At 45.4% G+C, this 23,115-nt stretch carries 23 protein-coding genes and 1 pseudogene; 9 read left to right on the forward strand and 15 right to left on the reverse strand.

Annotation, left to right across the window (positions count from 1 at the left end; translation table 11 throughout):
• Positions 1-47: 47 nt before the first annotated feature.
• The 5 genes from AB6E54_RS16235 to AB6E54_RS16255 form a co-directional block, all read right to left on the reverse strand.
• Entirely contained in the window at positions 48-608 is a 561-nt protein-coding gene (locus AB6E54_RS16235; RefSeq protein WP_017059468.1) for a sugar O-acetyltransferase, read from the reverse strand.
• A 202-nt stretch (positions 609-810) separates the two neighbouring features.
• Positions 811-1,809 carry a LacI family DNA-binding transcriptional regulator gene (locus AB6E54_RS16240; protein WP_017064029.1) on the reverse strand — a complete coding sequence of 333 codons (999 nt, stop codon included), beginning with the start codon at positions 1,807-1,809 and terminating at the stop codon, positions 811-813.
• Between the two features lie 99 nt (positions 1,810-1,908).
• Positions 1,909-3,348, reverse strand: coding sequence for a 6-phospho-beta-glucosidase (locus AB6E54_RS16245; protein ID WP_102332355.1), 1,440 nt, complete (start codon positions 3,346-3,348; stop codon positions 1,909-1,911).
• 169 nt (positions 3,349-3,517) lie between these two features.
• Positions 3,518-4,042, reverse strand: a complete 525-nt coding sequence (locus AB6E54_RS16250; RefSeq protein ID WP_102332390.1) for a hypothetical protein — start codon at positions 4,040-4,042, stop codon at positions 3,518-3,520.
• Positions 4,043-4,093: 51 nt separating this feature from the next.
• The gene (locus tag AB6E54_RS16255) at positions 4,094-4,483 is read right to left on the reverse strand and encodes a VOC family protein (protein ID WP_016794847.1); all 390 of its coding nucleotides are present in this window, start codon (positions 4,481-4,483) and stop codon (positions 4,094-4,096) included.
• A gap of 197 nt (positions 4,484-4,680) precedes the next feature.
• On the opposite strand from AB6E54_RS16255, the gene AB6E54_RS16260 reads away from it, so the two are divergent.
• Entirely contained in the window at positions 4,681-5,580 is a 900-nt protein-coding gene (locus AB6E54_RS16260) for a DMT family transporter (protein ID WP_372106983.1), read from the forward strand.
• Here the strand turns inward: AB6E54_RS16260 and AB6E54_RS16265 are convergent.
• Positions 5,577-6,479 carry a LysR family transcriptional regulator gene (locus AB6E54_RS16265; protein ID WP_017059462.1) on the reverse strand — a complete coding sequence of 301 codons (903 nt, stop codon included), beginning with the start codon at positions 6,477-6,479 and terminating at the stop codon, positions 5,577-5,579. The two genes, AB6E54_RS16260 and AB6E54_RS16265, sit on opposite strands and share 4 nt — an antisense overlap.
• 188 nt (positions 6,480-6,667) lie before the next feature.
• Here AB6E54_RS16265 and AB6E54_RS16270 point away from each other — a divergent pair, with 188 nt between their 5' ends.
• Positions 6,668-8,740 carry an alkyl/aryl-sulfatase gene (locus AB6E54_RS16270; protein ID WP_372106984.1) on the forward strand — a complete coding sequence of 691 codons (2,073 nt, stop codon included), beginning with the start codon at positions 6,668-6,670 and terminating at the stop codon, positions 8,738-8,740.
• A gap of 127 nt (positions 8,741-8,867) precedes the next feature.
• Here the strand turns inward: AB6E54_RS16270 and AB6E54_RS16275 are convergent, their stop codons facing one another.
• Entirely contained in the window at positions 8,868-9,278 is a 411-nt protein-coding gene (locus AB6E54_RS16275) for a LysR family transcriptional regulator (protein WP_372106986.1), read from the reverse strand.
• A 9-nt stretch (positions 9,279-9,287) separates the two neighbouring features.
• Complete coding sequence (locus AB6E54_RS16280) at positions 9,288-10,661, reverse strand: MATE family efflux transporter (RefSeq protein WP_372106988.1); 1,374 nt, start codon at positions 10,659-10,661, stop codon at positions 9,288-9,290.
• A 446-nt stretch (positions 10,662-11,107) separates the two neighbouring features.
• Here AB6E54_RS16280 and AB6E54_RS16285 point away from each other — a divergent pair.
• The 3 genes and pseudogenes from AB6E54_RS16285 to AB6E54_RS16295 form a co-directional block, all read left to right on the forward strand.
• Positions 11,108-11,266, forward strand: a pseudogene (locus AB6E54_RS16285) (enoyl-CoA hydratase/isomerase family protein); the annotation flags it as partial.
• A 210-nt stretch (positions 11,267-11,476) separates the two neighbouring features.
• Positions 11,477-12,298 carry an SDR family NAD(P)-dependent oxidoreductase gene (locus AB6E54_RS16290; protein WP_372106990.1) on the forward strand — a complete coding sequence of 274 codons (822 nt, stop codon included), beginning with the start codon at positions 11,477-11,479 and terminating at the stop codon, positions 12,296-12,298.
• 217 nt (positions 12,299-12,515) lie between these two features.
• On the forward strand, positions 12,516-13,295 hold the full coding sequence (locus AB6E54_RS16295) for a radical SAM protein (protein WP_372106991.1): 780 nt from the start codon (positions 12,516-12,518) through the stop codon (positions 13,293-13,295).
• 90 nt (positions 13,296-13,385) lie between these two features.
• Here the strand turns inward: AB6E54_RS16295 and AB6E54_RS16300 are convergent, their stop codons facing one another.
• The 3 genes from AB6E54_RS16300 to ascF all read right to left on the reverse strand — a co-directional run bounded on the left by AB6E54_RS16300 (position 13,386) and on the right by ascF (position 17,015).
• Positions 13,386-14,003 (reverse strand): bifunctional 4-hydroxy-2-oxoglutarate aldolase/2-dehydro-3-deoxy-phosphogluconate aldolase, encoded by a 618-nt coding sequence (locus AB6E54_RS16300; RefSeq protein WP_065583747.1) that lies wholly within the window; start codon positions 14,001-14,003, stop codon positions 13,386-13,388.
• A gap of 31 nt (positions 14,004-14,034) precedes the next feature.
• A complete protein-coding gene (locus AB6E54_RS16305) occupies positions 14,035-15,465 on the reverse strand; it encodes a 6-phospho-beta-glucosidase (RefSeq protein WP_017067568.1) in 1,431 nt (476 codons plus the stop codon).
• 71 nt (positions 15,466-15,536) lie between these two features.
• Entirely contained in the window at positions 15,537-17,015 is a 1,479-nt protein-coding gene (gene ascF, locus AB6E54_RS16310; protein WP_017064040.1) for a PTS cellobiose/arbutin/salicin transporter subunit IIBC, read from the reverse strand.
• A 242-nt stretch (positions 17,016-17,257) separates the two neighbouring features.
• On the opposite strand from ascF, the gene AB6E54_RS16315 reads away from it, so the two are divergent.
• Both AB6E54_RS16315 and edd read left to right on the forward strand, forming a co-directional pair.
• The gene (locus AB6E54_RS16315; protein WP_017059452.1) at positions 17,258-17,782 is read left to right on the forward strand and encodes a gluconokinase; all 525 of its coding nucleotides are present in this window, start codon (positions 17,258-17,260) and stop codon (positions 17,780-17,782) included.
• Positions 17,779-19,575: a phosphogluconate dehydratase gene (gene edd, locus AB6E54_RS16320; protein ID WP_137002220.1), complete on the forward strand. Its 1,797-nt coding sequence runs from the start codon at positions 17,779-17,781 to the stop codon at positions 19,573-19,575. The genes AB6E54_RS16315 and edd overlap by 4 nt, the downstream gene beginning before the upstream one ends.
• 73 nt (positions 19,576-19,648) lie before the next feature.
• Here edd and AB6E54_RS16325 read toward each other — a convergent pair whose 3' ends face one another.
• Positions 19,649-20,656: a LacI family DNA-binding transcriptional regulator gene (locus AB6E54_RS16325; RefSeq protein ID WP_017059450.1), complete on the reverse strand. Its 1,008-nt coding sequence runs from the start codon at positions 20,654-20,656 to the stop codon at positions 19,649-19,651.
• Positions 20,657-20,800: 144 nt separating this feature from the next.
• Positions 20,801-21,502 carry a lipoyl protein ligase domain-containing protein gene (locus AB6E54_RS16330; protein WP_017059449.1) on the reverse strand — a complete coding sequence of 234 codons (702 nt, stop codon included), beginning with the start codon at positions 21,500-21,502 and terminating at the stop codon, positions 20,801-20,803.
• 185 nt (positions 21,503-21,687) lie between these two features.
• Here AB6E54_RS16330 and AB6E54_RS16335 point away from each other — a divergent pair, with 185 nt between their 5' ends.
• Both AB6E54_RS16335 and AB6E54_RS16340 read left to right on the forward strand, forming a co-directional pair.
• On the forward strand, positions 21,688-21,972 hold the full coding sequence (locus AB6E54_RS16335; RefSeq protein ID WP_017059448.1) for a hypothetical protein: 285 nt from the start codon (positions 21,688-21,690) through the stop codon (positions 21,970-21,972).
• Positions 21,969-22,247: a type II toxin-antitoxin system mRNA interferase toxin, RelE/StbE family gene (locus tag AB6E54_RS16340; protein ID WP_017059447.1), complete on the forward strand. Its 279-nt coding sequence runs from the start codon at positions 21,969-21,971 to the stop codon at positions 22,245-22,247. Before AB6E54_RS16335 ends, AB6E54_RS16340 begins: the two co-directional genes overlap by 4 nt.
• Before the next feature lie 148 nt (positions 22,248-22,395).
• Here the strand turns inward: AB6E54_RS16340 and AB6E54_RS16345 are convergent, their stop codons facing one another.
• Together AB6E54_RS16345 and AB6E54_RS16350 are read right to left on the reverse strand one after the other, a co-directional pair.
• Positions 22,396-22,683 carry a type II toxin-antitoxin system RelE/ParE family toxin gene (locus AB6E54_RS16345; RefSeq protein ID WP_017064044.1) on the reverse strand — a complete coding sequence of 96 codons (288 nt, stop codon included), beginning with the start codon at positions 22,681-22,683 and terminating at the stop codon, positions 22,396-22,398.
• The gene (locus AB6E54_RS16350; protein WP_011080399.1) at positions 22,680-22,961 is read right to left on the reverse strand and encodes a type II toxin-antitoxin system Phd/YefM family antitoxin; all 282 of its coding nucleotides are present in this window, start codon (positions 22,959-22,961) and stop codon (positions 22,680-22,682) included. The genes AB6E54_RS16345 and AB6E54_RS16350 overlap by 4 nt, the downstream gene beginning before the upstream one ends.
• Positions 22,962-23,115: the final 154 nt, after the last annotated feature.

Below are 23,115 nucleotides of genomic sequence, written 5' to 3' on the forward strand. Positions count from 1 at the left end.
AACAAAGCCCGAACCTAGGTTCGGGCTTTATCAATTCAATCTGATTATTACTCGTTATCGATCGCTTTCAGCACTTTACATGGATTACCGACTGCAACCACATTGGCTGGGATGTCTTTGGTTACGACACTGCCCGCGCCAATCACGCTGTTTTCGCCAATGGTGACACCGGGGCAGATAATTACACCACCGCCAAGCCAAACATTGTTGCCAACATTAATCGGTGTGCCAAACTCAACGCCTTCTTCTACACGGCCTTTCACATCGAGTGGGTGACCTGCAGTCAGGATTTGAACGTTCGGACCAAGCAGCACATTGTCGCCAATAGTCACTTCAGCCACATCCAAAATCACGCAGTTAAAGTTAGCGTAGAAGTTCTTGCCTAGCTTGATGTTCGAGCCGTAGTCACAACGAAATGGAGGTTCTAAATGCGCATTTTCACAGCCCGGAATCAGCTCTTGCGTTGCTGCTTCCCATTCGGGTGTGTCAGGAATACTGTTATTGAGTTTTTGAAGCACCTTGCGACATTCGATACGAGCTGCATAAAGCTCTTTATCCCAAGCCTGATAAGGTTCACCTGCTAGCATTTTTTGTTTTTCTGTTTTCACGTTACTTACCTGTTCTCACATCAATTAGCTATTTTCATATTACTTATCTAGCTTCACATTACTTAACTAATGGTGGTCAATTCATCGACCAAAAACGCAATATCGCACATCTAAATAACAGTGAATAAGGAGTGTTTGAGCTTGGTTTAAGAGATACGCAGCTCGTCACTTTTTGTAGGTAAAATATGAAATTCGAACAGTGCTAATTTAGCTTCGCTATCGAATCACGTAACACCAAACTACCAGTGGTATTGATGGTGGTCGCTTGCTCTGTTTCACCGACAATTTGCAGGATCGCCTTTTGCGTCATTTGCTCTAATGGCACACTCACAGACGTTAAGCTTGGCGTTAAAAACGCCCCCACTTTGCTGTTATCAAAGCCGACGATCGAAACATCTTGAGGCAATGAGTACCCAAGTTCGGTTAACGCCTTAATCGCACCAATCGCCATATCATCGTTTTCAGACAAGATAGCAGTGAATGTGGTTCTGCTTTTTGCCAAAGCCTGAGCCGCGTGATAACCGCTCTCCATCGTCCAATCACCTTGAACAACGTTGGACTCATCCAATGCAACACCATGTTTAGTTAACACATCTTGATAGGCTTGGTAACGCAGCTCATCGGTCGAAGAACCGGCTTTACCACGAATCACTGCAATATCGGTATGACCCTGCTCGATGATGTGTTCAACCATCAAACAAGCGCTCTGATAATGGTCGGTGGTAATAGCATGATTGGGCTTCGACGGCATTTCTCGGTTGAGTACCAGAATCGGAGTGTCAGTGCTTTCGATGATCTGAGCTATCTCGCTTTCGGTTAAACATTGCGGATAGATGATGATGCCCGCGCACTTCATATCCAGCAGGAAATTGATCGCCTTTCTTTCGTCTTCAGCGCTGTGTTTGCCATCGGTGATCACCAATTGGTGATTCGACTTTTCGCTATAAGAAGCCGCGTGATACATCAAGGAAGAGAAGTAAGGGCCATTGAACAACTCATTGGTAATTACAAAGCCGATGAAATTGGTCTTCTTGGTCGCCAATTGCTGAGCCAACAAGTTCGGTCGATAACCTGTTTCTTGAATCGCATCAAATACCTTTTTCACCACATCTGGGCGCACGATGTTCTTGCCATTTAAGACACGAGAAACGGTCGATTTAGATACGCCTGCGCGGTTTGCGACATCAAGCATGGTTACCATTCGCTTCTTTTCCTTTATAAAAAATTAGCCGACATAGGCCGACTAATTCATTGCAAAATGACAGCTCACAGTTCACATAACTGCGCTGGGGAATGCATTCTAAATAGTGGCACCGTTAGATGCAATCACACCTTTATACCACTCGAAAGACTTCTTGCGCTTGCGTTCTAGTGAGCCAGATTGATCGTTGTGCTTATCTACGTAAATGAATCCGTAGCGTTTTTTCATCTCGCCCGTGGTGAACGAAACTAAATCGATACAGCCCCAAGGGGTATAGCCCATCAAATCAACACCATCAATCGAAACGGCTTTTTTCATCTCTTTGATGTGGTCGCCAAGGTAAGCAATGCGGTAATCGTCATTAATGCTGCCATCTTCTTCAATGGTATCAACCGCGCCAAAACCGTTCTCAACGATGAACAATGGCACTTCATAACGTTCATACAGAGACGCTAAACAGAAACGCAAACCCGTCGGATCAATTGGCCAGCCCCAATCGCTAGACTGGATAAACGGGTTATCGACCGAATTTTCATGACCGCCGTCCATCGCTTCTTCTGTAGATTGGTGAGAAGAAGAATCCAAGGTATTCGACATGTAGTAGCTAAAGCCTAAGTAATCAGCCTTACCTTCTTTTAGGATCTGCTCATCTTCAGGCTGCATCTCAATGTTGAAGCCTTTGATTGCCCAGTCACGCGTAGCGTAATTTGGGTAATGACCGCGAACCATCACATCTGAGAAGAAGTAACGGTCACGCATCGCTTGTTGTGCCACCATAATGTCTTCCGGTTTAGAAGAACGTGGATAGAAAGGCACCATCGCACACATTGCGCCGATTTGAAGATCTGGATTGATCTCGTGACCTTTCTTAACCACCAAAGCACTTGCAACAAACTGATGGTGAACCGCTTGATACATCGCCTCTTGCGGCTTTTCGCATTGTGGAAACTTCACGCCTGAGCATAACCAACCGAAAATATCTGCCGAGGTGTTCATCTGGTTGTTGATCTCGTTAAACGTCATCCAGTATTTCACTTTGTGTTGGTATCGTTCCATCACTGCAGTTGAATACTTAACGAAGAAGTCGATCACTTTGCGGTTCATCCAGCCGCCATATTCCTTAGCTAGATGGTAAGGCATTTCAAAGTGGCTCAGTGTTACCACAGGCTGAATGTCGTATTTCAACAGCTCGTCAAACAGATCATCGTAAAACGCTAAACCCGCTTCACACGGTTCAGCTTCATCGCCATTTGGGAAGATACGCGTCCACGCGATACTGGTACGGAAACACTTAAAGCCCATCTCAGCGAATAACTTAATGTCTTCTTTGTAGCGATGGTAGAAATCCACTGCGACTTGGTTAGGATAGTTTTCGCCATCAATCACGCCATCGGTGATTCGACGTTGTACACCATGAGCGCCCGCTGTTAATACATCAACAACACTGACACCTTTACCATTCGCATCCCAGCCGCCTTCTAGTTGATGCGCTGCTACTGCACCGCCCCATAAAAAATCGTTCGAAAATTCGTTGTTCATACCATTACTCACTACAAGTTATTCGTGAAAAAGATCAGAATTTGAGCTGCAATTACAACTCTGAAATCGATTTCAATAAAAGCAAAGATACAGATTGAAACCGGTTTCAGCAACAGTTAAAAGATCTTTTTTGATCGATCTAAAGACTAATCAACAGTCAGCATTACGATCAATGCTGTTCAAAATACTGATCATGCAGTGATTTGCCAGATTGGTCTTGAGTGCCAGGGTAGAACTGAACGAGTGTCTGATCGGCTAGTGTGAGGTGAATCCAACCCTCTTTGACTTTCAGCCAATTGGTACCGTTGGTCTCATAGACGGCAGGAAACTTGCCCCAGCCAGACTCTGATACCTGCAGCTCTTGAAATAGGTTAATCGGGGCTAGCTTATTGCTGTCGAAGTTTGCGTCGGCATAGACAGATAAAGGCTCGATGGCATCGTTTGGCTTAAACGTATAACAGCTCACAGAGGCTGAAGTGCGATCAAACCACTGGTAGGGTTGTGCGCCTGTTAAATCGTAGACCGTGCAATCGTTAAATTGAATCGCCCACTCTTGATGGGCTTTGAAGCCAAGGTAACCTATGGGTTGGGATGGTTCAGGCTTTGAGTCCGCCTCCTGCTCATACACCGGTTCTGAGGTAGCACATCCCATAAGCCCAAGACTAAAAAGGAAAGTCACAGCAAGCTTCATCATTGTCATACCTCAGTTCCGTTAGTAGATGAGTAACTCAATTAAGTCTCTACATTAAACGGTAAGTTCCAAACGATTACCATCCGGATCGAGTACACAGCTCTCATAATAGCCATCGCCTGTTCTTCTTGGGCCATCTAAGCGCTCATAGCCATCTTCGACCAAACTTTGAGTCAGTGAATCGACCGCTTGTTCAGACCCTAGTGAAATCGCCATATGAATGAAGCCTGTGAACTGATCATAGATGTCGTCTTTCGATTCAGGGACAGAATCCATTTCCATAATCTCTAAACGACTTCCAGTTTCAAATGAGAGGAAGTAGGAAGAAAACCCTTTAGTTGGGTTGTGATATTTTGAGTTCGATGTCGCGCCGAAATAATCTTCATAAAATAGCTTCAGAACTTCAAGTTGTTTGGTCCAAATTGCGATGTGTTCAATCTTCATTTTGTTTGCCTAAGTTTGATGTCTAACGCTAGATTACTCATCAAATAAGGAACTATAAACAGAACGAAATTCATCGAAATTGTTCCTGATTAACGGACTCGATTTTATGTCCATAACTGCACAGTATTGGTATCTATGTTTGTGTAATAGTTATCTTTCCTCCATAGTCGGGTTTTACACATTCTGAGATATAAGCCGTGAACTTTCTAAAATTAATAACTCTCGCTGCGATATGGGGCGGTTCGTTTCTGTTCATGAGAATTGCCGCTAATCCATTGGGCCCAGCAGTGTTAACTGAAGCAAGAGTACTGTTTGCAGCAATCACGCTAATGTTGGTGTCTTTGTATTTAAGAAAAAAGCTGACGTTCAACACTCATGCTAAACACTTCTTTATTCTTGGGCTGTTTAATACCGCAGTTCCCTTTTTACTGTTCGCTTATGCCGCGCAAACACTTAACGCTTCGACCCTAGCCATCTTGAATTCTACCGCGCCAATATGGGCGGCAATCATTGGTGCGATATGGACTAAAACAGCACTCGAGGCGAGAGTTCTAGTAGGACTTGGGATTGGGGTAGCGGGAGTAGGAGTACTCGTTGGTTGGGATGCGATAAACATTGGCCATGAGGCTGTACTTCCGATTTTTGCTGCGGTGATGGCCGCGTTTAGCTACGGAATAGCTTCAAACTATACCAAACAAGCCCCTAAAGTTGAGGCATTCAACAATGCTCATGGCAGCATGTGGGCTGCGGTATTGCTGGTTTTGCCGTTTGTATTCTTTATTCCGATGAGAGAAACACCCGACGTTACGATCACTACATCGGTTGTCTTATTAGGCGCGGTATGTACTGGGTTAGCGTATCTACTTTACTTCAATCTCGTCTCTGAACTCGGCGCACCTTCAGCCCTGTCCGTGACCTTCATCATTCCGGTATTTGGTATTCTATGGGGTAACTTATTCTTAGATGAAGCAATTGGCATCAATACGATTGTTGGTTCAATTCTGGTTATCACCGGCACCATGTTGGTGACAGGAATGACGCCTTCTAAGATGATAGAGAGCGCCAAACAGAAACGAGCAGCAAGAGCGGCTCGTTAATCAGCCATATATTGCTGAATCTTGTTTCTCAGCCACTGATGAGCAGGGTTCAAATCGGTTCTTTTATGCCAAATCATGTATTGCTGCATAGGTAAGATTTCAAACGGCTGATCAAGGACTTGAAGCTGGAAGGATTCGGAAAATTGATTGGCAAAATCACGCGATGTACTGCCGACACAATCTGATCCCGATACCAGCACACACATGGTCATCAGCGAGTCACACTCGGCACTCACTTTTCTCTGTTTCAGTGGCGACTTGGTAAAATAATCTGCCGTGTATAAACGGGTTCGACGCATTCTAAAAGTAACATGCTTTTCGTTGTAATATTGCTCTTGCGTCACAGAGCCATTGATTCTCGGATGCCCCTTTCGAGCTATCAGCACCAACTCATCTTCAATCATCGGCTGCTTCATGTAGCCGTTAACTTGCGGGTAATGGATATCAATCGCTAAATCAGCTTGTTGCATGCTCAAGCCTTGCAATAATTCTTCTTCGTTGTTCGGCACCATATTGAATTCAATCGAGATATTGCCCAACGTCTCATCTTGCTCGACGAGAGGTTGAAGCTTGGTTAATCCAATCTCATTCACCAGGATACGAAACACATGATGCTGCTGATTATCAAATGTCTTTAAAGTGCTTACTGCGCTGCTTATCCCTTCTAGAGCAGGCTCTACTCGGTCTGCCAATTGCACCGCAGCGTTAGTCGGAATAATCCCACGCCCTTCACGAATAAACAGGTCGGTATCAAGCTGAGATTGCAATCGCTTCAATGCCCCGCTAACCCCAGGCTGAGTCATACCAAGCGATTCTGATGCAAGCGTGATCGACTTTAATCGATACACTTCTAAGAACACGCTCAATAGATTTAAATCCAACTTTTCCACGTCGCTCACCGTTACTCTCCCTGTCAATGTGGTCTTAATCAATCATAGGTCAGGATTCGCCTTCGTTCCCCAACCATTGCATGACTCAATACATAGCCAATCGTGATGTATTAAATAAAGCTTACTTTATTTTTTGCTATATGTCTTATTCCTATAATCGCCTCAACGAAACAAAATTCTGAAATGAAGAGGCTCTTATGACGACTTCACGCACGTTCAAAAATGCATCACTGTTCCTAGCTATCTCGCTCGCATTCCCTGCAGTTGCAGCTAACCATGACCACGCACACTTCAGCGAAATTGGCGACCAAGGTGGCAAAAGCGCAACCGAGATGACGACTAAGGCAAACCAAGAGTTCGCAAAAACACTTAACTTTGCCGACACTCGCGCTTTCGACAATAACAACAAGGGTCTTATTGCTAGCTTCGACCAAGAGACGGGCGACATCATTCGCAATAGCTTTAACTTTATCGACCCAAGTGTGACGAATGCAGACCAAGCACCAGATTCAGTAAACCCTTCACTGTGGCGCCAAGCGGTATTGAACCAAGCAGCAGAAGGCTTATATGAAGTTGTTCCGGGTAAAGTTTACCAAGTTCGAGGTGCTGACTTAGCGTCTATCTCTTTCATTCGTAGTGACAACGGTTGGATCGCTTACGACGTTCTTCTTACCAAAGAAGCGGCCGCTAAATCACTCAAATTCTTCAAGAGCAATGTGCCTGATGGCGGCGAACTGCCCGTCGTTGCTATGATTTACTCTCACTCGCACGCTGATCACTTTGGTGGCGCAAGAGCAATCAAAGACGCATACCCAGATGTAAAAGTGTACGGTTCGAAAAACATTACTAAAGAGATCGTCGACGAAAACGTATTGGCGGGTAATGCAATGTCTCGTCGTACCGCTTATCAGTATGGTGCAACCCTGAACCGACACGAGCACGGTATTGTTGATGCTGCACTGTCGAAAGGCCTATCAACCGGTAGCATTACTTACGTACTGCCAGACTACGAGCTGAACCATAACGAAGAGATTGAAACTCTGGTTATTGACGGCCTAGAAATGCAATTCATGGATGCTTCAGGTACCGAAGCGGCCTCTGAAATGGTGACGTATATTCCAAGCATGAAAGCACTTTGGACTGGCGAGCTGACTTACCAAGGCATGCATAACCTGTACACGCTGCGTGGCGCTAAAGTACGTGACGGCTTGAAATGGTCTAAGAAGATCAACGAGATGTTAGTCACTTGGGGCGAAGAAACAGAGGTGTTGTTTGCGTCTCACTCATCGCCAATTTGGGGTGAACAAGAGATCTCTGATTACCTAAAAATGCAGCGTGACGCTTACGGTTTTACTCATAACCAAACGCTTCGCTTAGCCAATAACGGTGTGGTTCTACAAGACATCGGGGACGAGATTTACAAGGTAATGCCAGACAGCATTCAACAGTCCTGGCACACCAACGGTTACCACGGTACTTACTCTCACAACGCTCGCGCTGTGTACAACATGTATCTTGGTTACTTCGACATGAACCCAGCTAACCTTAATCCATTACCAATCGAGCCAGAATCGGTGAAGTTTGTTGAGTACATGGGCGGCAGCGATGCTGTGATTGAAAAAGCGCAGCAAGATTTCCAAGAAGGTGAATACCGCTTCGTTGCAACAGCACTGAATAAGGTGATTCAAGCTGAGCCAGAGAACAAAGTTGCACGTGGCTTATTGGCAGATACATACGAGCAGTTGGGTTATCAATCAGAAGGTGCAGGTTGGAGAAACATCTACCTAACCGGCGCTCAAGAGCTTCGTATTGGCACACAACCGGGCGCACCGAAAACTGCATCTCCGGATGTGTTAGCGAACATGACGATTGAAAACCTACTCGATTACTTAGCCGTAAAAGTGGATTCGCTAAAAGCACAAGAAACACCATTTACATTGAATATTCAGTTGCCTGATGTAAAAGAGTTCTACTACGTTGAGATGTCTAACGGCAACCTGAACAACATCCAAGTATCAGAGCTGCAAGATGCGGATACGACACTGATCATCAATAAGTCTGACGTGTCTGACATCGTGCTTAAGAAAACAAGCCTTGGAAAACTGTTAGAAGACGGACAAGCAGGCGTGAAAGGTGATAAGACATCACTTAACAAACTGCTGTCTTCACTGACAGAAGCTGACACCTCTTTTGAGATTGTACCGCGCCCAAGTAAAGGCGAAGAAGTTGATGCAGAGCTATACCAAGATTCAGCGGTACACGCTCATTAAACGCCGGATACACTAAATAAAAACAACAGCAGTTAGCTAGAAAAACGTTCTATAAAGAACATAAAAACAAGCCCCTCCCTTTTGGTTGGGGCTTTCTTATTTGTTCTCAATATATGCTTCTGAATCGCTATTGAGTCTGCCCGTTTACGTCGCAATCCCAATAAGAAGGTGAACCATAATATTGAACAAAGTAATCGATAAATACGCGCACCTTTGGTGCAAGTAACTGAGCACTCGGGTATACCGCCCAGATAGCCGCCTCATCCTTTAAAGGGTAATCCGGCAACACCTCAACCAGCGAACCTTCCGCGAGCTGCTTGTATGCTATCCAACTCGTGCACATGGCAATGCCCAAGCCATCGACACATACATCCCTTACCGCTTCACCGTGATCGACGCGGATAGCACCTAGGCTCTCTTCGAGTTTTCCGATATGAATACTGGCTACCGGAGGTGACAACCCAAGCTCTTGTCCTGCTTGACCTATATTGTGCGTAGACGCGAGTCGCACAAACAATTTTAGATGTTCAATGTTCATCAATAATGGCTAGCCTGCGCTGAGTACACGCTGCTTATTGGCCGCAGCGGCACGAGGGATAATGTGAGTTTTAATATAGGCATTGAGCTTAAACCATGCAAAAGCGCCTGCTAAAGCATTGGCGACGGTCGCAGCAATAACCGCATTGATCATGTCTCCGGTTATCGAGCCAAGCCATAAAGCGGGAATGTAGAAAACAAACAAGCGTAGGAAAGAGACATTCAAAGCTTTACGAGGCACACCCAAGGCATTAAAGACCGACGCAACCAACATGCAAAGCCCAAGCGGCCCATAGCTGAACGGTATAAATAACAAGGTCACTTCAAACCAGCTGCGTATGCTTTGTTCTTCCGAGATCACAGGAATAATCCAGCCACTAAACAGCGCCAGCAATGCTGCCATCGCAGTGTGGAAAACCAATAAGAACTTCGCTGTTGTATTCAATAGTTCAGGGATTTTGCATCGCTGCTGCGCCCCTAGGTAACGACCAATCATAGGCGGTATGGACATCGTCAGAGCAAGAGAAAACACCAACATAAAACTTTCAACACGGGCGAGTAAGCTCCAAAAAGCCATCTCATCGGTTCCGATTCTCGCAATCAAAACCATTGAGAAGAACGCGCTGACCGCAGGTAATATCTGATTCGCAGTGGTTGGCATTACCGTCTTGAATAACTCAAAACTGTAGCCTTTGATTTGGTTGCTGCACGCGCCATTGAAGCCAAACCAACCTTTACCGCGAGACTTGATTAGCATGTAGATTGCGCCGAATGTGTAGCCAATGCTCGATGCGATCGCCGCCCCTGCAATACCCATGTCCAATCCAAAGATCAGAATAGGGTCGAGAATCAGGTTAATCACGCTGGCAGCCAAGAACATGCTGCCGGTTGTTTTGGTATCGCCATTGGCTCGATAAACGCAGGTGGCCAGATAAAGCACCGCCACCATCGATGCACTGAATAGCCACAACGGCCAGTACACATTAAAAATCAACAGCATGGATTGGTATTGAGCGTCAGAGACATCATTCACAAACGACGCAAAAACAGCATCGCTAAAAACAATCAGGCCTATGCAGATCAAAGCAATCACCAAGACACCGAACCCGACAGATAGTGAGGCAATTGAGGTGGATTTACGTTGTTCTTTTGCCCCTACCGCTTGAGAAATAATGGACGTTGCCGCGACACCGATTCCCACTTGAACACCGGTAAACGCCGCTTGGAATGGCAAGGTGATACCGTGAACCGCCAACTCATTCATCCCTAGCTGACCAATAAAGATCGAATCGACCAATTGCACCATCATGATCGCAAACACACCCAGCGTCAGTGGCAGCGTTTTCTCAATGATGGTTTTCAAAGTCGCGGATCTCATCTGCATAAGTCGGTTCACTCTTGTCTGTACCTTGGGGCTAATTACCTAGTTGAGCAGTATACGAAGCTAAATGAAAAGGATAAGAGCGCCAAACAAGGAATGAGTTTTTAGATTTCGTTGACAATCGAATTAGCAAGATACCTTCAACGCTAGAACACGAAGCTAAGATATTGAATAAAATGAAATTACTAAACTCATCAACACTCTTAATAATTCGTTAATAGTGTTTCGTTTAATGGTTAATTGTTGGTTCGAACATTCCTCGTTAGCCTGAATTTAGGTCGCATTCACACTGAATAGGCTGAAATGAAATCTCTCAGAAGGAATATGGAAATGGCATATCAAGGTTATACAACGTTTAAAGCTCAAGCCGAGAATGGAATTCTTACCGTCACTTTTGACTTCGGTACTGTGAATGTTCAAGGGCAAGAGACTTTGATGCTGACGAAGCCGAAGCACTCAAAGCGGAAGCTTATTAGTTGTATCAAGCTACGAGCAAAACCCCTGCGGTTAAGCGCTTCCAAATTGCCGATGAGCAAGGCCTAGAGCACGATATGGAAAACCAACGTAACTGGGAAACTCTGGTTATGAACGTTCAAGACATCAAATAACTCGGTCACTTCTCTTAATTTGGGTCAGTCACAAACTGACCCATTGTCTTACTTAATCGTTAAACGCCAACGGTTAACCACCAAGTGTTAAAATGGTCATTATTTGCCCCATAGACTCACATTTGAGTCTTCAGCTTGTGAGCCAAATGCAACTATGTGTCATTAATCTTTGTTATAACGTTGTTCAAACTATTTTTTGAAGGACGGAATATGCAAAAAATAATTCTGATCACAGGTGCCACGGATGGCATTGGTTTAGAGACCGCAAAAGCACTAACGCAGCAAGGGCACCATGTTCTAATTCATGGCCGCAACCCAGCTAAGGTCAATAAAGTCGTGACCGCTCTGTCTCGCCTGTCTAAGAATGCAATCATCGAAAGCTACATCGCAGACCTATCGACGCTCTCTGAAGTTGAGGCGCTCGCAACCCAAATCAAAAGCGATCACAAACGACTCGATATACTCATTAACAACGCAGGTGTGTATAAAGTGTCGGACATCACCACTCCAGACAATCTTGATGTGCGTTTTGTCGTAAACACCATTGCGCCGTATCTACTGACACAAAAGCTGCTTCCTCTTTTTGATGCGACAGGTCGTATCGTCAACCTATCTTCAGCAGCCCAAGCACCCGTAGATCTAGATGCATTAATCAGTCCGAATGCGGGCGAACTTGATGGTCCGGTTTACGCGCAAAGTAAGCTGGCGCTAACGATGTGGTCCATCGAATTAGCCAATACTCTTTTAGACAAAGGCACCGCAATTATCCCTGTAAACCCAGCTTCTTTCCTTGGTAGTAAATTAGTGAAAGATGCTTATGGCGTTGATGGCAACGACCTTGCGATTGGAGCCGATATTCTTTGTCGTGCTGCGCTCAGTGATGAGTTTGCCAACGCTTCTGGTCAATATTTTGATAATGATTCTGGGTTGTTCAAAGACCCGCACGCCGACGCATTAGACAACACTAAGAACCACAAGCTGGTGACAGTGCTTAATCAATTACTCGAAAAAAAGCTGTGCGTTACGCACTGATCATTCATTAGTAAAAAACGACCACTAACACTCCCCCCCACCACCACACACACAATCCAAGCCGCAGTTCTATCTATACAGACAAAGAACTGCGCGCTCTTTCGATTATTAAGATTTCTTTAATACTGATTCCCCACTTTGCCCAATTATCACCCCAGATGCAGATTGTTAAACTTGTCCTCGTCGAAACAACACAGGCTACGGCCGAGGAGCATTTATGCGTTTTGAAGGTAAAGTTTATCGTCCTTGGATGGAAGCAGAGAGCGTACTCATCCAGACAACATTGGGGTGCAGTAACAACCAATGTACCTTCTGCACGATGTTTGATGATAAGCGTTTCAAAGTAAGAGACATCAAAGACATCTTTGAAGATATTGATGCAGCGAGAAAAATCTACCCGCATGTTGAATCTATCTTTTTGGTCGATGGTAATGTGATGGCGATTAGAACCGAGATGCTGATTTCGATTCTGGATTACATCAAGATCACCTTCCCAGAGATCAAGAACATCTCTCTGTATTCAGGGTTCAATGACTTCCGTCGTAAGAGCTTGTCTGAATTAAAAGAGATTAAGTCGGCAGGTTTAAGCATGGCCTATTCAGGCTTGGAGTCCGGTGACCCAATTTTGCTTGAACGCATTCAAAAGCGCATGACGCGTGAGCATGCGATTAATACCACCAGCTTGTTGAACATCATGCAGCCAGATGCGATTGCACCGATGGCTTTAGCCGTTCAACCGGGATCGGTATTGGAAAAAGAAGTAAACCGTGGCGAGTTTGTTTTACCAACGCCATTGCAGATTCTGGAAGAAGAAAAATACTTGCTCGAAAACCTAGAAGATTTCGATTGCTACTACTGGGGTGACCACGGCAATAACATCTCACCAATGCGTGGCATGTTGCCTCAGGCTCGTAAGCCGTTTCTTGATAAGATAAATCAAGACATCGCGCATAACCCAATCACTAAGCAAAACGTCATTAAAACCTTTGCTTGGTAACGAGTAACCTCTACATCGTTTGAAGCAGCCACAAAAAGGGCCAGTGTCAGCTGGCCCTTTCATTTTCTAGCTATGTATCTCTCTATCGAACTATCTGGAGCCGACCGCTCGGACTAATTCTGCGATTCCATCCCAATCACCCTTGTCCATTTTGTCTGTCGGTACCATCCAAGTTCCACCGCAGGCAACGACTGATTTCAGTGCTAAGTAAGACTCAACGTTCGCTGGGCTTACACCGCCTGTAGGCATAAAGTTAACCGGGTAAACAGCCGTCAACGCTTTCAACATTGCGACACCGCCAGATGGCTCGGCAGGGAAGAACTTTAGTGTCTTAAGCCCCATTTCCATTGCTTGTTCAACCAAGCTTGGGTTACTCACTCCAGGAACAATCGTAACCCCTCTTTGCTGACAGTATTTGACTGTGGTTGGATTCAAACCTGGGCTGACAATGAAATCAACACCCGCATTAATGGCAGTATCCACCTGCTCTGTAGTCAGCACAGTACCTGCGCCAATCAGTAACTCAGGGTAAGCTTCACGCATCAAACGAATCGACTCTGCTGCCGCTTCTGTACGAAATGTCACTTCAGCACAAGGCAAGCCATTTTCAACCAGTACTTTCGCAAGCGGCACAGCCTGAGCAACGTCATTAATGGCGATCACCGGAACGATGCGAATATCTCTGAGTCGCTGTTCAATTGTTTTCATTGTTCATTTCTCTCATTATCAAACAGACAAATTAAGCCAAGTCGCTGCCGTTGCTTGCGATCACTTTTTTGTACCAGTGGAATGACTTTTTAGGAATACGATTTAACGTACCATTGCCTAGGTTGTCTCTGTCCACGTAGATAAACCCATAGCGCTTGCTCATCTCTCCGGTCGACGCCGCAACAAGATCGATACAGCCCCAAGGTGTGTAACCCATCAATGGTACACCGTCTTCCATTGCTTCATGCATCGCAACAATGTGCTGACGAAGGTAATCAATGCGGTAATCATCGTTCACTTCTCCATTGTCATCCAAGGTATCACGAGCACCTAAGCCATTTTCTACCAAGAAAAGTGGTTTCTGGTAACGGTCATAGAGTGTGTTCATCGTAATTCGAAGACCTGTAGGGTCAATGACCCAGCCCCAATCACTTGCTGGAAGATGAGGGTTTTTGATGGACTTAACGACGTTCGCTGCACTCGTATTTCCTGCATTCATATCAGCGGAAGCACAGCGTGAAGCGTAATAACTGAAAGAAATGAAATCGACGGTGTTCTTTAGAATCTCGAAATCTTCATCTTGTGTTTCAAGCACCACACCTTTGTTATCAAACACTTTTTGAGCATAAGATGGGTAGTAACCACGCGATTGAACATCGATAAAGAACAGGTTCTCGCGGTCTTTTTCCATAGCCATCAGCACATCTTCTGGCTTACATGAATATGGATAGAAGTTACCGCCCGCCAGCATACAACCCACTTGGTTTTGCTCATCAACTTCATGGGCAATCTTGGTTACCAAAGCGCTTGCTACTAGCTCATGGTGAGCTGCTTGGTACTTCACTTGATCGTGATTTTCGCCTTCCTGAAACAACAATCCAGCACCAGAAAACGGGCTCGCTAGTAAAATATTGATTTCGTTGAAAGTTAACCAGTATTTCACCAAGCCTTTGTAGTTTTCGAAACAGGTTCTCGCGTAACGGCTAAAGAACTCAATCATCTTACGATTACGCCACGAACCATACTCGTTGACCAAGTGCATAGGCACATCGAAATGGCACAAGGTAACGAGCGGCTCAATACCGTATTTCTTACACTCTTCAAAAACATCACGGTAAAAATCTAAGCCAGCTTGGTTCGGCTCTAGCTCGTCACCTTTTGGAAAGATTCGGCTCCAAGCGATGGATACGCGGAAGACTTTAAATCCCATCTCTGCCAGCAAGGCGATGTCTTCTTTGTAACGGTGATAAAAGTCTATCGCGTTATGGCTTGGGTAGAACTCGTCTTCGCTGAGCGTCACCTTATCAACCTGACCAAGCTTAATTGGCATGCGGTTCTCACCATAAGGGATCATATCTACGGTTGTTAGGCCTTTACCACCCGCTAAGTGAGCGCCTTCAGACTGGTTTGCAGCAATAGCGCCGCCCCATAAGAAATCTTCGGGAAATTGAATGTTTGACATCGAATACCTCGGAAACAATAAAAGTCACCTTACGCTGAAGTAAGGTGACTGAATAAATTAATCAATTCTAATTAAGACGCGGACACTACTGTCGGCTTGTCTTCTGCCTTACCAGCTTCTTTGTTTGCTGACTCTGAAGTTGCTTTCTCATCGGCATCATCTTCTGGAACATCTTCAAAGCCTAAAACTAGGGTTAGAACAAATGACAGAACAATAGACAATGCGATCAGACCGAACACCCAAACGATACTCATTGGGTCATTCACATCGAAGAACTGAACACTCGTAAACAAGCTTGGTGCTGCCATCGAGTGACTCGCAAGGCCACCCATGCCCGCTAATGCACCTACGATAAAACCAGTAATCATTGTTGCGATAAGTGGACGTTTCAGACGAACAAGCACGCCGTACAATGCAGGCTCAGAGATACCGGCGAAGATAGCTGAAGCACCTGCGGCTAATGATGTCTGCTTTAGTGCGCTGTTTTTGGTTTTGTAAGCAACAGCCAGACACGCACCACCCATACCGAGGTTGGCACCGATTTCTGAAGGCATAACCATACCTTCACGACCCGTCTCAGCAATGGTTTGAATAATCGTTGGAGTAAATACACGGTGCATACCAGTAAGAACAAGTAGAGGCCACAGTGCGCCCATGATAGCAACCGACAACCAACCTAATGTGTCATGAATTGTGTAAACAAGCGCTGAAAGTGCAGTACCAACCCAAATACCAAATGGACCGATAAGTACGATAGCAACCGGAGCTGCAATCAATACGATAAGCATAGGTTTCAGGAAGTTTTTAGTCACAGCAGGGGTAATGCTATCTACCCAACGTTCTATGTAAGAAAGAGCCCAAGTCATCACAAGTACAGGAATAACCGTGTAGGTGTATTTCACTGACGTGATTGGGATACCGAAGAAATCAACGTGCTTGCCTTCTGCTGCTTGCGCCATCAATTCCATAAAGTTCGGGTGGATTAAGACACCGGCAATCGCAATGGAAAGAGACATATTGGTCTTGAATTTGATCGATGCGGAAGCGGCAACCATAACCGGTAGGAAGAAGAAGGCGCCATCGCCAATCGCTTTCAAGATAATCAAGGTAGGTGCATTTGGCTCAACCCAGCCCAGCATCTCAAGTACCATGGCGAGCAGTTTGACCATTGAAGCGCCAATGATTGCTGGGATAAGAGGCGACATGGTACCAACCAGTGCGTCCAACATTTTCGCACCAATTGACTTAGCCGTTAGCTTCTCTTTTTTAGCAGGAACCTCTGACTCAGATACAGTGGATAGCTCACAAAGCGCCATCACTTCTTTGTATGCATACGATACCTCGTTACCAATGATAACTTGTACTTTGTCTCCATTATCAACAACACCCATCACACCTTTCAGTGCTTTTAGCTTGTTAATATCGACGCCATCTTGGCTGTGTAAAACGAATCGTAGTCGAGTCATACAGTGTGTTAGGGCAGCCACATTTGTCTTGCCCCCAAGATGCTCAACAACAGATTTCGCAATTGCGCGGTAATCGTTGGCCATTTTATCCCCCAAAGATCTCTTTCCAGTGATTTTTAAACGCGAATATAGTGAGATGTGACTAATTTTCCGTCAGTAGGATGCAAAAACAATCACAATTGTTGTGAATTGTTGTTTTGTGTCCTTCATCACACTTCCTTAAGTTACCGGTAACATGTTACCGGTAACGCTTATAAGATAAAGCCATATTTACAAGCGATGTTCAAAATTGAGATCACGCGCAAATTTGTTAAGAGGATTGAGTTATGGCTGGTAGTAGTGTCATCGTCATGGGTGTCAGTGCTTGTGGGAAAAGCACGATAGGCGAGCAGTTGGCAAAAAAACTTGGGCGTAAGTTCATTGATGGTGACGACCTTCATCCTCGAGCAAACATTCAAAAAATGGCGTCAGGCCAACCTCTTAATGATGATGATCGCATTCCATGGCTGGAACGCGTTCGTGATGCAGCGTACAGCCTAGAAAGTAAAAATGAGCACGGCATTATTGTGTGTTCTGCGTTGAAGAAGAAGTACCGCGACCAAATTCGCGAAGGGAACAAAAACCTCACCTTTCTCTTTTTAGATGGCAACATTGACCTGATCTTGCATCGAATGCGTCAGCGCCAAGGCCACTTCATGAAAGAGAACATGATTAAAAGCCAGTTCGAAACATTAGAAAGACCCGATCACGAGCCAGATACGGTTGTCATCAGCATTGATGGCGATATTGATGACGTTGTGGACTGTGCTGCGATTGTGCTTTCAATGACTGATGAGGCAGAAACAGCATGACCCTTCCAACCATCCAAGCGGTGACTCAACGATTAATTGAACGAAGCAAAGAGACTCATGAAGCGTTTCTAAACCGAACCCAACACCAAGCCTCTGCTGGCAAAGGTGGTAAAGGGCTTTCTTGCGGCAACTTGGCTCATGCTGTCGCAGCTTCTTGCTCCGATGAGAAACGCTCGATTCTTGATCTCACTAAATCCAATGTGGCGTTAATCAGCTCTTACAACGATATGTTAAGCGCTCACCAGCCGTATCAACACTATCCAGATCAGATCAAAAAGGCGTTAGCTAAGTTCGGCCACACCTCTCAAGTAGCGGGCTGTGTTCCCGCGATGTGCGATGGGGTAACTCAAGGCCAACCAGGCATGGATATGTCTTTGTTTTCAAGGGACTTGATTGCTCAATCGACCGCTCTTTCACTGAGTCACAACGTGTTTGATTCAACCCTATTGCTTGGCATTTGCGACAAGATAGCTCCAGGACAACTGATGGGCGCGCTCTCTTTTGCGCATCTACCAACTGCCTTTGTTCCGGCAGGCTTGATGGCAACGGGCATCAGCAATGATGAGAAAGTACACATTCGCCAAGAGTACGCGGCTGGCAAGGTAGGAAAAAGTGCCTTGCTGGACATGGAGTGCAACGCTTATCACTCAGCAGGCACCTGCACTTTTTACGGCACAGCCAATACCAATCAGCTGGTATTTGAAGCGATGGGGCTGACGCTTCCGGGCTCAGCGTTTGTTCACCCTGACTCTGAATTGCGCGCATCACTCACTCAGCATGCCGCCATTGAAATTGCTTCAATGACACCACAAGCCGCAAACTTCCGCCCACTTTCTGAAGTCTTTACCGCTAAAAGCTTAATCAATGGCATTGTTGCCCTACTCGCATCAGGTGGCAGTACCAACCACAGCATTCACATGGTCGCGGTAGCACGCGCAGCAGGATTTATTCTGACTTGGCAAGACATCAGCGATCTATCCGATGTGGTGCCTTTACTTGCTCGAGTTTATCCCAACGGCCCAGCAGATATGAATGCGTTCCAAGCGGCAGGAGGAGTTCCCGCGCTGTTACGCCGTTTAGATCAAGCCAACTTACTGCACCGAGATGTCACACCTACCTTTGGCTCGTTTGAAGATCAAATGAGTATTCCAGAACTTGAAAATGGAAAGCTAACGTGGAAAAAGTGCAAACAGTCGGCAGATGCAGAGGTAATTGCAGGCCAAGAACAGGTATTCCAAAGCACAGGCGGAACGCGAGTCCTTTCAGGGAACCTTGGCAACGCAGTGATTAAAGTGTCAGCGGTTGCAGAAGAGCAACGTGTAATAGAAGCACCTGCGGTAGTTTTTGATTGCCAACATAAGGTAGAAGCTGCGTATCAACGAGGTGAACTCAACAAAGATTGCATTGTTGTGGTGATAAATAATGGACCAGCTGCGAACGGTATGCCTGAACTGCATAAGCTCATGCCGATTCTAGGTAATGTTCAGAAACAAGGGTTTAAAGTGGCTCTGGTTACTGATGGGCGCCTTTCTGGAGCCTCAGGAAAGATCCCATCCGCGATTCATGTCTCACCAGAGGCTATTCGAGGAGGAACTATTGGGCTTGTTTGCGAAGGCGATATCCTGCGCTTAGATTGCGCGAGTGGCGAACTCAATAACCTCAACGACATGCAATCTCGCCAAGCGAAGGTATTTGAGGCAGACGCCAACCAGCAAACCATGGGGCGCAACCTATTTAGCGTGATGCGCCAAAGCGTTTCGAGTGCAGAACAAGGGGCGAGTTTTATCGTCTAGCTGTGTCATTACTTAAATGTAAAAGCAAAAGGGGCATCATTTCGATGCCCCTTTCAGTTTCCACGATACTTGGTTAAACGCTTTCGCCATCCGTGATGCGATAGCCCATATCCACTACCGTTTCCGTAACTGGCTCACCTTTCAATCGGGCAAGCAGTAGCTCGGCACTTTTCTTACCTATTTCATAACGTGGCGTATCCACGCTAGTCAGTTTTGGGCGTATGGTTTGACCAATATCTAACGCGTTATAGCCCACCACAGATAGCTGTTGCGGCACTTGGATTCCACGTTGCTGGGCAATGAGCAAGGTACCTATCGCGATGTCATCATTGGTGCAGAACACGCCATCTAGATCTGGGTAATCCGCAAGAGCGCGATCAAGCAGATCTTCAGCCAAAGAGAAGTTAGAGTGCTGTTCAGTCAACACGTGTTTAGGCTCTAATCCAGCCTCATACATCGCTTTGTCATAGCCTTGCAAACGCAACTTGGTTCGCGCATCCAATCGAGCGCCAAAGTAAGCAATAGAGCGTTTACCAGCTTCAATCATTCGCTTCACGACATGGTAAGAAGCATCAATATGGTCCAAGCCAACAACCATATCGATCGGATTGGTTGGGAGTTCCATCGTTTCAACAACAGAAACACCTGAATTCTTGATCATCTGTAACGTGCGGGGGGTGTGGTGGCTTTCCGTCAATATCAACCCATCAACTTGATACGAAAGCAGCGAAGCAATCTTTTCCTCTTCTTCCACAGCATCATAGCTAAAGTGAGCAAGCAACGTCTCGTAGCCATTCTCTTTAGTAACCGTTTCGATACCTTGAACAAACGCGGCAAAGATTTGGTTTGATAACGAAGGGAGCAAGATACCGATCGCTTTACTCGACGATTTAGAGAGCATAGCTGGCGCTTTGTTTTCGATGTATCCCATCTCTTCAATAACCGCTGCAATTTTAACGCGAGTTTTGGCTGCGACTGAATCGGGATTGCGCATGTAACGAGAGACGGTCATCTTTGTGACCCCCACTTTGTCTGCAACATCTTGAAGTGTGGTTCGAGTTTTCTTCTGCTGTTCTGTCATAACTATTTGAACTCTTTATTATGTTACAAGTAACATTATAAAGTTCTCACCGCCTCAAGTTCAACCCATTCGTTCTCATCGACACATAGTATTGAAATCGTTCTACCATCGGCAAATTAGTTTGGCGTTAACGAAAGGTTGGTATCACGCATGCTTGATGAAAGCTTGGCTTAACTGCTGAAAGAGTGAGTCTACGTTGGGTAGAGTTGTCAGATGTGCGGACAACGGAGTATGAACTTGCGCGTCCACCACGGTTGGATTGCCACAAACTTGATTATAAAAATTTACGGGTGCAACGATGTTCTCTAGGTCGACATCCAACAAGATACAAGCTTGCGAAAGTACGATTTGGCCGCCCCCTTGTTTAAGCAAAACACGCTGCGCCGTGCCCACTATTTTTTGTTTATTGATATTGAGGTTGTAGTCACCATCACAATAAGAACCGGGAGTCGCGTGTACATCCACATCGATGCCCAGTTCTTTAAAAAACAGGGTTAAGACATTGCACAGATGTAGATACGCTTTTTGGATGTTGTAGGCTTCATCACGAGGCCAATGATAAATATGCGATAAGTTAATGATCCCCGGCAGTTGAGGAACGGGAGCACCACCCGTTTTACGTGAGGTGAGTTGCCAGCCTTGTGCCGCGAGTTGCTTTCTAGACTCGACCGTCACTGGCCACTTCTTACCTGCGGGCAAAACAAGTGTCGGCGCTTTTGCTTGCCACAACATTAAGGCTTGCCCAATCTCACCCGCCTGAATTTGCTGCAATAATTCAGCTTCTTTTTCAAACGCACGATCAACATCAATGTGCGGGTAACGTACGAGTTTATTGGTTAACTTCAATGCACTTTCCTCTACAGATTGTGGTGACCTATCATTTAACGTTCTGCAATGGTTGATGAGATATGGGACTATGTGCGATGAAACATAGCACCAAAAGTTAGTTATTGGCGCCATAGTAGCTTGTCAGTTGCCCATCTCAAAGGTGAGTGCTAACATTTGTACACACACCAATAAAGGAATACATCATGGACACTAGAATTCAATTTCGTGTTGATGAAGAAACAAAACGCCTAGCTCAACAGATGGCTGAGAGCCAAGGTCGCACACTGAGTGGTGCTTGCCGTGAGCTTACTGAGCAACTCGCTGAGCAACAAAGACAGACATTATCTCACGATGCATGGCTAACTGAACAAGTAAACCTAGCATTTGAGAAGTTTGACTCAGGAGAATCCGTTTTCGTTGAACACCAAACTGCTAAATCTCGAATGGAAGAACGCAAAGCCAGAATACGTAATCGAGGTAAGCAATGATTTTATGGGAAGAAGAATCACTCAATGATCGTGAAAGGATCTTTGAGTTTATCTATGACTTCAACCCTGATGCGGCAGAAAACGCTGACAACCTCATTGAAACAAAAGTAGAAAACTTGCTTGAGCAGCCTCTAATGGGTGTACAGAGAGACGGCATTCGTGGGCGATTACTTATAATTCCTGAGATTTCAATGATCGTCTCCTATTGGATCGAAGGCGACATTATCCGAATTATGCGCGTACTCCACCAGAAACAAAAGTTCCCAATGGATTGATTACTTCCTCTGGGCAACTAGCCCAATTAAGGGGTGAACAACGCCTCCACCCAACCTAAAGCATTGTGCCATAAACACTTAATTGAAGTAGGAGCAAAAGTGCCAAGCGTTGTGAATCCCTCTTAAATTGCTTGTTATAACACAATTGCTACACGTCACTTTCCGTTAGTATCTGACGACAATTTCGTACTGTAAGGACGCGAATTTCATGGCTGAGGCTATATATGATTCGATAGTGACCAAACAAGATTTCGCGGTAATTGGTATGAGGTAGCTCAGGAACCATTCGTCCCATGTCAGGCATACTTGAGAGAAGGTCTGTTTTATCGAATACCTCATTAACCCAGTTTTCTGCCGCCACTGGATTATCTAGCGAAATAAACTCGGCTGCATCACCTAACTTTTGTAATGCTAGTGGTGACCAGACTACTTTCATTTCTTAATGCGCCCCAATACTTGAGCACGAGCGTCTTCATTGGAAACACCTAAACCTGAAGCTAATTGTGCTTCAGCAGTACGCATTTCTTCCAGTAACTCGATCTTCTCTTGCATTGCTTCATATTCTGCAACATCAAGGACAACCGCAACACCCTTACCACGTTGTGTGATAACTAGTGGTCTGCGAGTTTCGTTAATCTGTTTAATAAATGACGTCACGCCAGCACGAAATTCAGACAAAGGCTGAATATCTTGATCAAAATGGATGCGGCTCATGTTGAACTCCCTATGGTACAATTTAATGTACAAATAATAGTTCAAATAGCAATTTTGAGCAATAGCCTGATTTTGTGTTATAACGAATGACATGGATTGCCCCTACCGAGGATCTGCCACACTTATGTGGTACTTAAATGCATCGGAGGCACCA

It is taken from the genome of Vibrio sp. 10N.247.311.49 (genome assembly GCF_041467655.1).
GTDB lineage: Bacteria > Pseudomonadota > Gammaproteobacteria > Enterobacterales > Vibrionaceae > Vibrio > Vibrio crassostreae_C.